This is a genomic window from Streptomyces sp. NPDC032721 (assembly GCF_055579625.1).
The window spans coordinates 18,308-31,022 of the sequence record NZ_JBVIMX010000006.1 but is presented as its reverse complement, the minus strand read 5'-3'; the positions used below and the strand labels follow the sequence as shown (position 1 = coordinate 31,022).

Annotated in this window: 14 protein-coding genes; 6 read left to right on the top strand and 8 right to left on the bottom strand. The window is 71.9% G+C overall.

Annotated features, from left to right (window positions below):
- Window positions 1-178: 178 nt before the first annotated feature.
- Window positions 179-1,048 carry a DUF5336 domain-containing protein gene (locus ACZ5PB_RS14315; RefSeq protein WP_468690967.1) on the top strand — a complete coding sequence of 290 codons (870 nt, stop codon included), beginning with the start codon at window positions 179-181 and terminating at the stop codon, window positions 1,046-1,048.
- Window positions 1,049-1,199: 151 nt separating this feature from the next.
- Window positions 1,200-2,204: an LLM class F420-dependent oxidoreductase gene (locus tag ACZ5PB_RS14310; RefSeq protein WP_468690964.1), complete on the top strand. Its 1,005-nt coding sequence runs from the start codon at window positions 1,200-1,202 to the stop codon at window positions 2,202-2,204.
- A 25-nt stretch (window positions 2,205-2,229) separates the two neighbouring features.
- Here the strand turns inward: ACZ5PB_RS14310 and ACZ5PB_RS14305 are convergent, their stop codons facing one another.
- Complete coding sequence (locus ACZ5PB_RS14305; RefSeq protein ID WP_468690963.1) at window positions 2,230-3,024, bottom strand: maleylpyruvate isomerase family mycothiol-dependent enzyme; 795 nt, start codon at window positions 3,022-3,024, stop codon at window positions 2,230-2,232.
- Window positions 3,025-3,063: 39 nt separating this feature from the next.
- The gene (locus ACZ5PB_RS14300; protein WP_468690961.1) at window positions 3,064-3,708 is read right to left on the bottom strand and encodes a hypothetical protein; all 645 of its coding nucleotides are present in this window, start codon (window positions 3,706-3,708) and stop codon (window positions 3,064-3,066) included.
- Window positions 3,709-3,843: 135 nt separating this feature from the next.
- Here ACZ5PB_RS14300 and ACZ5PB_RS14295 point away from each other — a divergent pair, with 135 nt between their 5' ends.
- The gene (locus ACZ5PB_RS14295) at window positions 3,844-4,134 is read left to right on the top strand and encodes a hypothetical protein (RefSeq protein ID WP_468690958.1); all 291 of its coding nucleotides are present in this window, start codon (window positions 3,844-3,846) and stop codon (window positions 4,132-4,134) included.
- Window positions 4,135-4,157: 23 nt separating this feature from the next.
- On the opposite strand, the gene ACZ5PB_RS14290 is transcribed toward ACZ5PB_RS14295, so the two are convergent.
- The 3 genes from ACZ5PB_RS14290 to ACZ5PB_RS14280 form a co-directional block, all read right to left on the bottom strand.
- Entirely contained in the window at window positions 4,158-5,231 is a 1,074-nt protein-coding gene (locus ACZ5PB_RS14290) for a prenyltransferase/squalene oxidase repeat-containing protein (protein WP_468690957.1), read from the bottom strand.
- Window positions 5,228-6,016 carry a class I SAM-dependent methyltransferase gene (locus tag ACZ5PB_RS14285; RefSeq protein WP_468690955.1) on the bottom strand — a complete coding sequence of 263 codons (789 nt, stop codon included), beginning with the start codon at window positions 6,014-6,016 and terminating at the stop codon, window positions 5,228-5,230. Before ACZ5PB_RS14285 ends, ACZ5PB_RS14290 begins: the two co-directional genes overlap by 4 nt.
- Window positions 6,017-6,105: 89 nt before the next feature.
- Window positions 6,106-7,449 carry a glycosyltransferase family 4 protein gene (locus tag ACZ5PB_RS14280; protein ID WP_468690954.1) on the bottom strand — a complete coding sequence of 448 codons (1,344 nt, stop codon included), beginning with the start codon at window positions 7,447-7,449 and terminating at the stop codon, window positions 6,106-6,108.
- 213 nt (window positions 7,450-7,662) lie between these two features.
- Between ACZ5PB_RS14280 and ACZ5PB_RS14275 the strand changes: the two genes are divergently transcribed.
- The gene (locus ACZ5PB_RS14275) at window positions 7,663-8,424 is read left to right on the top strand and encodes a TetR family transcriptional regulator (RefSeq protein ID WP_468690953.1); all 762 of its coding nucleotides are present in this window, start codon (window positions 7,663-7,665) and stop codon (window positions 8,422-8,424) included.
- A gap of 119 nt (window positions 8,425-8,543) precedes the next feature.
- Here the strand turns inward: ACZ5PB_RS14275 and ACZ5PB_RS14270 are convergent, their stop codons facing one another.
- From ACZ5PB_RS14270 to ACZ5PB_RS14260, 3 genes are all read right to left on the bottom strand, one after another.
- Window positions 8,544-8,777: a ferredoxin gene (locus ACZ5PB_RS14270; protein ID WP_468690951.1), complete on the bottom strand. Its 234-nt coding sequence runs from the start codon at window positions 8,775-8,777 to the stop codon at window positions 8,544-8,546.
- Entirely contained in the window at window positions 8,777-10,285 is a 1,509-nt protein-coding gene (locus ACZ5PB_RS14265) for an aldehyde dehydrogenase (protein ID WP_468690948.1), read from the bottom strand. Before ACZ5PB_RS14265 ends, ACZ5PB_RS14270 begins: the two co-directional genes overlap by 1 nt.
- Before the next feature lie 83 nt (window positions 10,286-10,368).
- Window positions 10,369-11,052 (bottom strand): hypothetical protein, encoded by a 684-nt coding sequence (locus ACZ5PB_RS14260; protein ID WP_468690946.1) that lies wholly within the window; start codon window positions 11,050-11,052, stop codon window positions 10,369-10,371.
- A 183-nt stretch (window positions 11,053-11,235) separates the two neighbouring features.
- Here ACZ5PB_RS14260 and ACZ5PB_RS14255 point away from each other — a divergent pair, with 183 nt between their 5' ends.
- Together ACZ5PB_RS14255 and ACZ5PB_RS14250 are read left to right on the top strand one after the other, a co-directional pair.
- On the top strand, window positions 11,236-12,285 hold the full coding sequence (locus ACZ5PB_RS14255) for an MBL fold metallo-hydrolase (protein WP_468690945.1): 1,050 nt from the start codon (window positions 11,236-11,238) through the stop codon (window positions 12,283-12,285).
- Window positions 12,286-12,382: 97 nt separating this feature from the next.
- On the top strand, window positions 12,383-12,709 hold the full coding sequence (locus ACZ5PB_RS14250) for a TM2 domain-containing protein (RefSeq protein WP_468690944.1): 327 nt from the start codon (window positions 12,383-12,385) through the stop codon (window positions 12,707-12,709).
- The last annotated feature ends 6 nt before the right edge of the window (window positions 12,710-12,715 follow it).

Here is a 12,715-nt window from a genome sequence, read left to right as displayed (position 1 = left end):
CGGCAACCATGGGGACGCCCCCGGGGATCGGACGATACATTCATCCGTACGATGGGGAGCCACCCCCGAGCTTCGCACCAGTCTTAGCGAGCACTGTTCGCAAGGACCGTTTCGCGAGTACCGCGCAAATCGGCGCAGCGACAGCCGCCCCGAAGAGACGACTGATAAAGGACTTTACGTGAACATCCGCTCACTCACACGTGGTGATGGCGTGGTGATCGGAGCAGCGGTGGTGCTGTTCATCGCCTCGTTCCTCAGCCTGGTCTCCGCTCCCGCGTGCACCGGCCAGTTCTGCCCCAGGGACACCTCGACCTTCAACGCCTGGGATTCCCTCGGGCTTCTGATGAGCATGTTTCTCGCCGGGGTGATTGCCGCGGCGCTGATCGTCGTGGCGCGCGGGCTGCCGGCTCCGCGCAAGGTGGCGGGCATCGAGCTCGGGCAGTTCGGCGTGGCCCTGGCGGTCTTCGCGGCCTGGACCGCGTTCTGGACGATCATCGACGCGGGCAGCGCGGGCGCGGGCATGATCCTCGGCCTGATCGCCGCCCTGGTGCTCGCCGGCGGTGCGGTCGCCTCCCCGCTGGTGCCGGCCCTCAAGGCCCCGCTGATGGGTGCCCCGAAGCCGCCCAACCCGTACGGCGCCCAGCCGGGCCAGCCCGGTGCCGGTTACGGCTACCCGGCCGGTCAGCAGCAGCCGTCGTACGGCGGCCAGCCCGCCCCCGGCGGCTACGGCTACCCGGGCGGCGCCACCCAGGACCCGCAGGCCACCGGCCAGGCCCCGGCCACCGGCCAGGCCCCGGCCGCCGGTCAGCCCGACCAGGGCGCCCAGCCGGCCCCGGCCGCCGACGCCTCCGGGTTCGCCCCGTTCTGGTTCGCGGTCCCGGTCGCCCGTCCGCTGTACCCGGAGGACGGTGCGCCCACGCCGATCGCCGAACTGGCGCCCGGCACCTGGTACCTGGCGGTGGACCAGCGCGGTCCCGGCCTGGTCGCCCAGACCCAGGACGGCCGTCGCGGCCTGCTCCAGGACACCACGGGGATCCAGCGCGGCTGACCGCTCCCCCGCTCGGCGCGGCGGCGGCCCTCGCCTCCCCCACCGGGGAAGCGGGGGCCGCCGCCGTTTGCCCATGGCCTCCGCGGGTCGGACCCCGTACAGTCCCTGACGCCCCATCAGATACGTCGGTACGTCAACAGGAGGCCCAGGCATGCGACTTGGACTCGCTCTCGGCTACTGGGGCCGCGGCCCGGACCCCGGCACGCTGGAACTCGTACAGGAGGCGGAGCGGCTCGGCTACGACTCGGTGTGGACGTCCGAGGCCTGGGGCTCCGATGCCTTCACGCCGCTGACCTGGTACGCGGCTCACACCAGCCGGATCAGGCTCGGTACCGCGATCGTGCAGATGGCGGCCCGTACGCCGACCGCGACGGCGATGCACGCACTGACCCTGGACCACATGTCGGGCGGGCGGATGATGCTCGGACTCGGCCTTTCCGGGCCGCAGGTGGTGGAGGGGTGGTACGGCCGGCCGTTCCCGCGCAGTCCGCTGACCGCGACCAGGGAGTACGTCGAGGTGGTGCGCCAAGTGCTGCGCCGCGAGGGCCCGGTGGAGCTGGACGGGCGCTTCCACCAACACCCGTACCGGGGCACCGACGGCACCGGGATCGGCAAGCCGCTGAAGCCGATCACCCACCCGCTGCGGGCCGACCTGCCGATCCTGCTCGGCGCCGAGGGCCCCAAGAACATCGCCCAGACCACCCGCATCGCGGACGGCTGGCTGCCGCTGTACTGGTCGCCGACCCGCCCGGACGTCTACCGGCTCACCGACGTACCCAAGGACTTCATGGTGGCGCCGATGGCGCGTGCGCACGTCTGCGACGACGTGGCGGAAGGGCTGCTGCCGGTGAAGGCGATGCTCGGCTTCTACATCGGCGGGATGGGGCACGCGGCGAAGAACTTCCACGCCGACCTGATGGCGCGGATGGGGTACGAGGCCGAGGCCCGCCGCATCCAGGAGCTGTTCCTCGCCGGACGCAAACAGGAGGCGGTACTGGCCGTACCGGACGCCTTCGCCGACGAGATCTCGCTGGTCGGGCCGCGCGAGCGGATCGCGGAGCGGCTGGAGCTGTGGCGCGCGGGCCCGGTGACCGACCTGCTGGTCACCGCACCGGACCCGCACACCCTGCGCACGCTCGCCGAGCTCAACTCCTAGACATGGCAAGTCAGATGAGGGTGCGTCAGTCGAAGGCGATCTGACCGAGCCACTGGTCGAGCAGCGCGCGGTCGCCCAGCACCTCCACGTTCCCGGCGTCCGGCGACTGCCGCCGGTAGAACACCTGGAGGATGTCGGTGAGCGGTCCGCGCAGGGCGACGGCGGCCTTCTCGTGACCACGCCGCCACTCGATCGCCTCACCGGTGAAGTCGATGGTCCACTCGGCGTTCAGGGCGGGCTCGGTGTCGGTGGCGTGGAAGTGGACGGTGCGGCCATCGCCGAAGAGTTCGCGCAGCTCGGGGCGCTGCTGAAGGGTCTGCGGCAGCGCGCCGATCCACATCCACTCGTCGATGGCGTCGGCCGCGACCTCCGGGTCCACCTCGTAGGAAGCCTTGACCGCCAGCGCGGCGTCCGCGCGGTGCACGACCGTCTCGTGGGTCATCCGGCGGGCCCAGAACAGGGTCGGGCGGTCGGTGGGCGCCCAGGTCCACACCTGTACGTCGGGTCCCGCCTCGCGCAGTACGGAGGCGCACATCTCGGCACCCTCGGCCAGCCAGGCGTCGAGGGCGGCGGGGTCGTCGGTGCCGGGGCCGTCGGCGTTCTGCACGGACTCGGGAGGTATCACCTCGGCGGACCGCTTCGACACGGTCTCGTACACCCAGCGGTGCGCCCAGCCGGTGTGTTGGAGCAGGTCGCGCAAGGTCCACTCGGGACAGGACGGCACCTTCGCCCCGAGGTCCGCACCGAGGACCGCCGCGCGCATGCGGGCGGTCTCCTCGATGATCTGGTCGCAGTAACGGTCATGGTCAAGAAGCGTCATGGCCGCACTCTAGGCGGGCGGCCACCCGCCGCCAACGGCTTATCCGTCGCTCGCCGCACGGCCGTTGGCGGGCAACTCCCGCTGCGCGGGCTGCCCTGCCGGGGAGCCGCCCTTGGCCAGTTCGCCCGCGGACGGCACCTTGTCCACCACCTGGGCACCGGCATCCTTGCCCGCGTCCTTGACGCCCCCGATGACCTTCTCGAAGAGCCCGACCTCACCGGCGCCCACGGTGCCCGCCGCCAGCTTCGTACCCAGCCCCTTGAGGGACTCGATGCCCTGGGAGAGCGGGGCGACCGCCTTGGAGAGGAGCTCGTCGCCCTTGGCGTTGTTCACCGCGGCCTTCAGCCTGTTGTACGTGAAGGCGCCCGCGAGCCCGGCCTTGACCATGGCGAACTTCCGCCCGTCGGCGCCGCTCTGGAACTTGCCCGCCTTGAAGGGCTTCACGATCCACTGGTACGCGGCCCCGGCGGCCAGCGACGCGTTGGCGACGAACCGGGTCTTGGCCAGTTTCTGCTTCTCGGCCTGGGTGCTGGGCGAGGCGGTGCCCGTCGCGTTGGCCGCCGTGCTGGTCGCCGCGTTCTTGTCCTTGTCGTTGCACGCCGCGAGCGGCACCAGCAGTGCGCAGGTCAGCGGCACCGCGACGAGTGCGCGACGGGCGGGGGTGGCGGTGAGGGTACGGGGCACAGCGGGCCTCCCGGGGCCTGGGCGACGACAGTGACGTGAGCGCACTTCCCCGCAGCGTCGCCCGCGCCCCGCCCGCCCACCACCAGGACAGGGCCATCCGGGTTTGACGCACGTCAAATCGGCAACATGTTCGGCATGTCCACACGAACCCGCACCGGAAATCCCGCGGCCACCCTGATCGCCGTCGTCGCGGACATCGCCGCTCTCATCCTCGGCCTGTGGATCCTCTTCTACCTGCTGGACGCCAACCAGGGGAACGCCCTGGTCGGGTTCATCAAGGACGCCGCGCACTTCCTGGCCGGCTGGTCCTACGACCTGTTCACCTTCGACGAGGAGTGGGCGCGCGTGGTGGCGGGCTACGGGCTGCCCGCCGTGGTCTACCTGTTCGTGGGGCACGCCCTCGCGGGCGCCGTGCGCCGGCGCTGACGTACCCCTCTCAGGGCCGGGCCTCAGCAGCAGTCCGGGTCAAGGCCCAGCGGCAGCCGCTCACCGCTGAAGACCGCGCAGGTGGCCTCCTCGCCGCCGAGCGCGGCCACCGCGAGGAGCAGAGAGCCGGCCGTCCAGGTGGTGAGTTCCCTCGGCCAGATCGCCTCGTCCTCGAAGACGTAGCCCGTCCAGTACATGCCGCTGCCGTCGTCCGCGCGCAGGTGCTGGATGGACTGGAGGATCTCCAGGGCGCGGTCGGACTCCCCCATCACCCAGAGGGCCAGGGCGAGTTCGCAGCTCTCGCCGCCGGTCACCCAGGGGTTGGGCAGTACGCAGCGCACGCCCAGGTCCGGTACGACGAAGGCGTCCCAGTCGTTCTCGACGCGCTCCTTGGCGGCCGGTCCGGTGATCGCTCCGGCGAGGATCGGGTAGTACCAGTCCATCGAGTAGCGGGACTTGTCGAGGAACCGCTCGGGGTGCTTCTGGATCGCGTGCCGCAGCGCGCCGACCGCCAACTCCCAGTCGGGCTGCGGTTCTTCACGCTGTTCGGCGATGGCGAGCGCGCAGCGCAGCGCCTGGTGGACGGACGAACTCCCGGTCAGCAGCGCGTCGTTGACGGGGGTTCCGTCGTCCTCGCGCTTCCAGCCGATCTGCCCGCCCGGCTGCTGGAGGGCGAGCACGAACTCGACGGCCGCGTACACGGCGGGCCACATCCGGTCGATGAACGCGTCGTCGCCGGTGGCCAGGTAGTGGTGCCAGACGCCGACGGCTATGTACGCGCAGAAGTTGGTCTCGCGGGAGCGGTCGGTGGGGCGGGTGTGGTCGCCGTCGTCGTACGCCGCGTACCAGGAGCCGTCCGGGTTCTGGTGCTCGGCCAGCCAGTCGTACGCCCGGGCCGCCGCCTCGTGCTCGCCCGCCGCGTCCAGCGCCATCGCGGCCTCGGTGTGGTCCCACGGGTCGAGGTGGTGGCCGCGGAACCACGGGATGGCGCCGTCCTCGCGCTGTCCGGCGAGGATGCCCGCGACGGTCTCGGCGGCCTGATCGGCCGTCAGGACGCCGGGCAGGACGAGGTGTTCGGTGTAGCCGGGGCTCGTCACTTGGTGTCCGTACCGGACTTGGTGTCCGCAGCGGACCGGGCTTCCGTACCGGCGGTCGCGGCGTCGGCCGGCAGGTGCGGCTTGGTGGCGTACGCGACGAAGCTCTTGCCGATGACCGGGTTGAGGGCCTGCTCGGCGACCTTGGTGAGCAGCGGCTTCTTCATGATGTCCCAGACCAGGAGCTTGTGGTACGCCTTGACCGGCAGCGCCTTGTCGTTGTCGACGCCGAAGGCGCACTTGAGCCACCAGTACGGCGAGTGCAGGGCGTGCGCGTGGTGCTGGCCGTACGGCTTGAGGCCCGCCTCGCGCATCTTGCCGAGCAGTTCGTCGGCCTTGTAGATGCGGATGTGGCCGCCCTCGACCTCGTGGTACGCGTCCGAGAGCGCCCAGCAGACCTTCTCGGGTCCGTAGCGCGGCACGGTCACGGCGATCCGGCCGCCGGGCCGCAGGACCCGGACCATCTCGGCGAGCACGCCCTTGTCGTCCGGTATGTGCTCCATGACCTCGGAGATGATCACGACGTCGAAGGAGGCGTCCGGGAAGGGGAGGTTGAGCGCGTCGCCCTCCATGGCGGTGGCGGTGGCGCCCTCGGGGGCCTCGCCCGCCTCCTTCATGGCGGCGAACCACTTGGCGACCTCGCGGATCTCGTCGCCGTTCTGGTCCAGGGCCACCACCTGGGCACCGCGCCGGTAGCACTCGAAGGCGTGCCGTCCGGCGCCGCAGCCCAGGTCGAGGACGCGGTCGCCCGGGGCGAGCGGGAAGCGGGAAAAGTCCACGGTCAGCACGGGGGCTCAGCTTTCATCCGGCGGTGGGGGTGGTTCGGTCACGTCTGCGTCGGTACTTCGTGGGCGTTACGTCAAGTGGCGTGCGGCGCCTATGGCTTGAGGGAGCCCTGCCGTACGGCCGCCCGGGCCGCGATGGCCTCGCGGTAGCGCTCGGCGGTGCCGATGGCGGCCTGCTTCCAGGTGAACCTGGCGAGCACCCGGGCGCGTCCGGCCGCACCGAGGCGGCTGCGCAGGTCCGCGTCGCCGAGCAGCCGCGCGAGCTGTCCGGCGAGCGCGTCGGCGTCGCCCGGCGGCACGGCGAGGCAGGTCTCGCCGTCGGGGCCCGCGACCTCGGGGATGGCGCCGCCGGTGGTGGCGACGAGCGGGGTGCCGGTGGCCATGGCCTCGGCGGCGGGCAGCGAGAACCCCTCGTACAGCGACGGTACGCAGGCGATCTGCGCGCCGCGCACGAGGTCGACCAGTTCCTGGTCGGTGATGCCCTTGACGAACTCGATGGCGTCCTGGAGCCCGTACCGCTCGATCGCCCGGGCGACGGGGCCGTCCTCGGCGCGCTTGCCTACGACGACCAGGTGCGCCTCGGGCCGCTCGGCGCGGAGCTTGGCGAGCGCCTCGACGAGGTGGACCAGGCCCTTGAGGGGGACGTCGGCGCTGGAGGTGGTGACGATCCGGCCGGGGACCTCGGCGACGGAGGGGTCGGGCGACCACAGCTCCGTGTCGGCGCCGATGTGCACGACGTGGACCCGGTCGCGGCGTACGCCCAGGTGCTCGACGATCTCGGCCTGCGAGGAGCCGGAGACGGTGAGCACGGACGGCAGCCGGCGCGCGACCCGCTTCTGCATGCGGGTGAACCCGTACCAGCGGCGGACCGAGAGCTGCTTGAGCCGGGTCGCGGCGGCGTCGAGGTCGAGCTGCCGGTCGACGGTGATGGGGTGGTGAATGGTCGTCACGAGCGGGGCGCCGAGGTCGCCCAACAGCCCGTAGCCGAGCGTCTGGTTGTCGTGCACGACGTCGAACTCGCCGCGCCTGGCGGCCAGATGGCGCTTCGCCCGCAGCGAGAAGGTCAGCGGCTCGGGGAACCCGCCGGTGCGCATCGTCGCGAACTCGACCGCGTCGACCCAGTCCCGGAACTCGCCCCGCCGGGGGGTGCGGAACGGGTCGGGGCTGCGGTAGAGGTCCAGGCTGGGCAGCTCGGTGAGCGGTACGCCCTCGTCGAGCACGGGGTACGGCTGGGCGCCGAGCACCTCGACGCTGTGCCCGAGCCGGGCGAGCTCACGGGAGAGATGGCGGACGTAGACGCCCTGGCCGCCGCAGAACGGGTTCCCCTTGTACGAGAGGAGCGCGATGCGCAGCGGGCGCTCCCCGGCTCCGGTGGCGGCTTCCACGCTCTTGGCGTCCCCTGCACGGGGGTCCGCTTGTATGGCCTCAGCGGTCACTCTCGGCCCCCTTCTTGACGCACTTCCGCCGGAGCGTAGCCGCTGGCGCTAATCTAGAACAAGTTCCAGAGTTGATCGAACACGGAGCTTTGAATCTACCGGCACCAAGCGGCGGCGTAAGGTCCGGATCAGGTGATTCGCGCCACGGCTCTCGGGCGGGAGCGCGTGGAGCGCACGGGGCACCCAGGGAACACACGGAACACGGGGACAGGCATGAAAGCGGAAGCCAGAACGGCGGGCGCCGGAAGCACGGGGCGGAGCGCGGGGGCGGGGGCCGGGCGGAGCGCGGGTGCCGGGTCTGGGCGGAGCACCGGTGGTCTCGGCAACGCTGCCGGGCGGCTCGGCGGCGGCAGCGGCCCCGGCGCTGCCGCTCCTCCCCTGACCGAACGCCAGGAGGCCCGCCGCCGCCGGATCCTGCACGCCAGCGCGCAGCTGGCCAGCCGGGGCGGGTTCGACGCGGTCCAGATGCGCGAGGTCGCGGAGGAGGCGGGCGTCGCACTGGGCACGCTCTACCGCTACTTCCCCTCCAAGGTGCACCTGCTGGTCGCCACCATGCAGGACCAGCTCCAGCACATGCACACCACTCTGCGCAAACACCCCCCGGCGGCCGCCTCGTCCTCGGAGCGCGTCGCGGAGACCCTGATGCGCGCCTTCCGCGCCCTGCAGCGCGAACCCAACCTGGCCGACGCGATGGTCCGCGCGCTGACCTTCGCCGACCGTTCGGTCAGCCCGGAGGTGGACACGGTCTCCCGCCAGACCACCGCGATCATCCTTGACGCGATGGGCCTCTCGGACCCCCAGGACCGCCCCACCCCGGAGCAGCTCTCGGCGGTCCGCGTCATCGAGCACACCTGGCACTCGGCCCTGATCACCTGGCTCTCGGGGCGGGCCTCGATCGCCCAGGTCAAGATCGACATCGAGACGGTGTGCCGGCTGATCGACGTGACGTCGGCGGAGCGGCCGGCGGAGCAGTAACGGGGCCGGGCGGGCCGGGCCGATTCCCGGGCCCGCCCCTGCCCGCGCTGCCACTCCCCGCGCCGCCCCTGCCCGCGCCGCCCCTCCCGGCCCCGCCACTCCCCGTACTCGTACCGCCGTTACTCCTCCGGCGGGAACACCGGCTCCCCGGTCTCCCGCAGCGCGATCACGATCGCCTCCACCGGGCAGCTCTCCGCCGCCGCCAGTACGTCCTCGTCGGCGTCGACGTCCGGGGTGACCGGGTGCGACTGGCGGGCGGAGTCCAGGCGGAAGGCGGTGGGGGCCGTACCGGCGCACATGCCCGAGCCGATGCAGACGGAGCGGTCGACCTCGACGTGCCAGCGGTCACCCATCAGGCGTCCTGACCCGCGCCCTGGGCCTCGCCCTGCTCCTCGCCCTGGGCCTTGGTCTCGTGACCGGCGGGCAGGTGGATCATCTTGTGCTCCAGGTACTCGCCGTAACCCTCGGGGCCGAACTCGCGGCCCAGGCCGGAGTCCTTGTAGCCGCCGAAGGGGCCCATCATGTCCATGCTGAAGGTGTTGACCGAGTAGGTGCCGGTGCGGACGCGGCGGGCGAGGTCGATGCCGTGCTCGACGTCCGCCGTCCAGACGCTGCCGCTCAGGCCGTAGTCGGAGTCGTTGGCGATGCGGACCGCTTCCGCCTCGTCCTCGTACGGCAGCAGGCAGATCACCGGGCCGAAGATCTCCTCGCGGGCCACGCGCATGGAGTTGTCGACGCCGCCGAAGAGGGTGGGCTCGACGTACCAGCCCTTCTGGTACGAGGCCGGACGCCCGCCGCCCGCCAGGATCTTGGCCCCCTCCTCCTGGCCGATGCGGATGTAGTCGAGGGAGCGCTGCTGCTGGCGCTGGGCGACCAGGGGGCCGACCTCGGTGGCCGGGTCCATCGGGTCGCCGACCTTGAGCGCGCTCGCGGCGGCGGCGAAGGCCTCGGCGTACTCGTCGTAGCGGGAGCGCGGGGCCAGGATGCGCGACTGGGCCACGCACGCCTGACCGTTGAGCATCCAGGCGAAGGGGACGATGCCCGCGACCGTGGACTCCAGGTCGGCGTCGGGGAGGATCACGGCGGCCGACTTGCCGCCGAGTTCGAGGGTGACGCGGGTGAGGTTGCGGGAGGCGACCTCCATCACGCGCTTGCCCGCCGCGACCGAGCCGGTGAAGGACACCTTGTCGACGCCGGGGTGCGAGACCAGGTACTCGCTGACCTCGCGCTGGGCGGGGAGGATGGACAGGACGCCCTCCGGAAGGCCCGCCTCCGTGCAGATCTCGGCGAGGAGGTAGCCGTCGAGCGGGGTCTCGGGGGAGGTCTTCAGTACGGCGGTACAGCCGCTGAGCAGGGCCGGGGCCAGCTTGGCCGCCGCCGTGAACTGCGGGACGTTCCACGGGACGATCGCCGCGACGACGCCGACCGGCTCGCGCCGTACGAGCAGATTGCCCAGGACGCCGGTGCGGCGCGTCTCCACCGGGAAGTCCTGCGCGACCTTGATCGTCGAGTCCCACACCATCATCGCGGCGAGCGCCTGCATCATGATGCTCGCGGTGTACGGGGTGCCGTTCTGCGAGGTGATGACGCGGGCGATCTCCTCGTGGCGCACCGCGATGGCGTCCTTGATGCGGGTGACGACGGCGATCCGCTCGTCCAGCGGCATCCGGGGCCAGGGGCTCTCGTCGAAGGCGCGCCGGGCCGCCGCGACCGCCCGGTCCACGTCCGCCTCACTGGCGTGCGGGACCCGGCCGATGACCTGCTCGGTGTGCGGGGAGACCACCTCGATGACGTCCGAACCGAGCGGCTCGACCAACTTCCCCGCGATGAAGAGCTGTTGGTGTTCGACGAGTTCGGTCATGACTGTCGCCTCCCGCAAGTCCGGCCCGGTGCACCATTGCTGACGCTCTATCAGCTACTGCTGTCCCCGAACTGATACCAGTTCTAGTTCGTACGGGGAAGGGGCCCGACGCGGCCGGCCAGGAGGAGCGGGGTGAACGCGGCCAGGAAGCAGAGGCCGCCCAGGGAGAGGAGGTCGAGGTTCACGGCCATGCAGACGGTGCCGAGGACCAGGGCGGACACCATGACGATCCGGGTGCGGGCGGGGGCCGCGATCAGGGCCGCGAGGACGATCAGACCGAGGAAGAAGAACTGCGGGACGATCCCGTAGACGACCGGCTCGACCCCGGGGACGGCCTTGACCTGGCGGAAGATCTCGCGCATCGCGGGACGGTCCTCGGCCATCAGCCCCGCGGTCAGGTCGATCGCCGCCTGTGCGACGGTCGCGACGAGCCCCGCGCCCGTCACCACCAGGGCGGCCGAGGCCACCGGGCGCCTCGACGCGGGGGCCGAGCGGTGCAGGTGGCGCAGGACCGGCACGAAGAGCAGCACTCCGGCCAGCATGGCGAGGTGGCCCAGCGTCCAGCCGATGCCCGGGGTGCCGCGCTCGCTGAGCAGGCGGATGGCGCCGTACGCGACGAGGGCCGCGGGGGCGGCGACGAGGGCGAACCGGGTGGGACGGGAGAGGGGTGCGAGGGGGGCGGCGGTGTGCGAGGCCGGCTCGGCGTGCTTGGTACGTGTGGTGTGCGTGGTGTGTGTGGTGTGTGTGGTGTGCGCCGTGTTCGTCATGCCCCGATCTTGTCCGCGTACAGCCATCCGGCCCATCCGGGACAACCAGGGGCCGACCCCTACAACAACCCCTAGAGACCTGGGGGTTGGCAGGCGCCTCGTCCCCGACCTCGCACTGGAACCCGTTCTAGTTATAGTGACGGCACGGCAAGTCCCGCACCACTCGCGACAGTTGGGGGAACCATGACGACTCCGGCGCCACGGACGACCGAGCACGGCGGCGGCGTCTGGAGCATCAAGGTCCCGATCCCGGACAACCCCCTCGGCCACACCCTCGTACACCTCGTGGACACCGGCCTCGGCCCCGTCCTGATCGACACCGGCTGGGACGACCCCACCTCCTGGGACACCCTCACGGCGGGGCTGGCCGCCCTCGACGTGCGGGTCGAGGACATCCACGGCGTGGTCATCACCCACCACCACCCCGACCACCACGGCCTCTCCGGGCAGGTGCGGGACGCCTCCGGGGCGTGGATCGCGATGCACGCCGCCGACACCGAGGTGGTCCGCCGCACCCGCGACGCCGAACCGGACGTCTGGCTCGACTACCTGACCGCCAAACTGGCCTCCGCCGGAGCCCCCGAGGACCACCTCGGCCCGCTCAGGGCGGCCCGCGAGTCGGGGCGGATGCGCACACTGCCGGGGCTGCGGGCGGCGCTGCCCGACCGCGAGATCGTGCCCGGGGAGCTGCTGCCGCTGGCGGGCCGTGCGCTGCGCGCCGTATGGACCCCCGGCCACACGCCCGGGCATGTGTGCCTGCACCTGGAGGAGGAGCACCCGGCCGGCCTCCCCGGGAACGGCCGCCTCTTCTCCGGCGACCACCTCCTCCCCGGCATCACCCCGCACATCGGCCTCTACGAGGACCCCGACGACGCCACCGTCACCGATCCCCTCGGCGACTACCTCGCCTCCCTGGAGCGCATCGCCCGGCTGGGCGCCGCCGAGGTGCTCCCCGCCCACCAGCACCCCTTCACCAAGCCGGGCGAACGCGTCGAGGAGCTCCTCGCCCACCACGAGGAACGCCTCGCCCAGCTGCGCACCCTGCTCGCCACTCCCCTGACCCCGTGGGAACTCGCGGTGCGCATGGAGTGGAACAGGCCCTGGGACCAGATCCCCTACGGCTCGCGCAACATCGCGGTCTCGGAGGCCGAGGCACATCTGCGCCGCCTGGTGAAACTGGGGCACGCGGAGGCGGTCCCGGGCAGCGACCCGGTGACGTACACGGCGGCCTGACGACGCACCGGCCCCGGCCCGATCGCCGGAACTCGGGACTTCCGGCGCCCTGAACAGGGCCTTTGTCCCCCCGGGCTCGCACCTGCGGATCACGAGCATGAGAGGGTTGCCCCCGTTTCGTCCCACAGAGAGCGACAGCACCTCCATGTCCTACGCCGCACCGCCCCCGCCTTCTCCCGACGCCCCGTACGGCTACGACCGGTTCGGGCGCCCGTACTCCGAGAAGTCGAAGATCGCGGCCGGTCTGCTCCAGCTCTTCCTCGGCTGCTTCGGCGTCGGGCGCTTCTACACCGGGCACATCGGCATGGGCGTCGCCCAGCTGCTGACCTGCGGTGGCCTCGGCGTCTGGGCGCTGATCGACGCCATCCTGCTGCTGGTCACCGACAACAAGACCGATGCCCAGGGCCGGGTCCTGCGCACCTGACCTGCC

Excerpts from the sequence above, each read along its gene's own strand:
- ACZ5PB_RS14255 (WP_468690945.1), top strand. The coding sequence starts at position 11,236 with ATGACGACTCCGGCGCCACGGACGACCGAGCACGGCGGCGGCGTCTGG.
- ACZ5PB_RS14295 (WP_468690958.1), top strand. The coding sequence starts at position 3,844 with ATGTCCACACGAACCCGCACCGGAAATCCCGCGGCCACCCTGATCGCC.
- ACZ5PB_RS14305 (WP_468690963.1), bottom strand. The coding sequence starts at position 3,024 with ATGACGCTTCTTGACCATGACCGTTACTGCGACCAGATCATCGAGGAG.
- ACZ5PB_RS14265 (WP_468690948.1), bottom strand. The coding sequence starts at position 10,285 with ATGACCGAACTCGTCGAACACCAACAGCTCTTCATCGCGGGGAAGTTG.
- ACZ5PB_RS14310 (WP_468690964.1), top strand. The coding sequence starts at position 1,200 with ATGCGACTTGGACTCGCTCTCGGCTACTGGGGCCGCGGCCCGGACCCC.
- ACZ5PB_RS14270 (WP_468690951.1), bottom strand. The coding sequence starts at position 8,777 with ATGGGTGACCGCTGGCACGTCGAGGTCGACCGCTCCGTCTGCATCGGC.
- ACZ5PB_RS14260 (WP_468690946.1), bottom strand. The coding sequence starts at position 11,052 with ATGACGAACACGGCGCACACCACACACACCACACACACCACGCACACC.
- ACZ5PB_RS14250 (WP_468690944.1), top strand. The coding sequence starts at position 12,383 with ATGAGAGGGTTGCCCCCGTTTCGTCCCACAGAGAGCGACAGCACCTCC.
- ACZ5PB_RS14275 (WP_468690953.1), top strand. The coding sequence starts at position 7,663 with ATGAAAGCGGAAGCCAGAACGGCGGGCGCCGGAAGCACGGGGCGGAGC.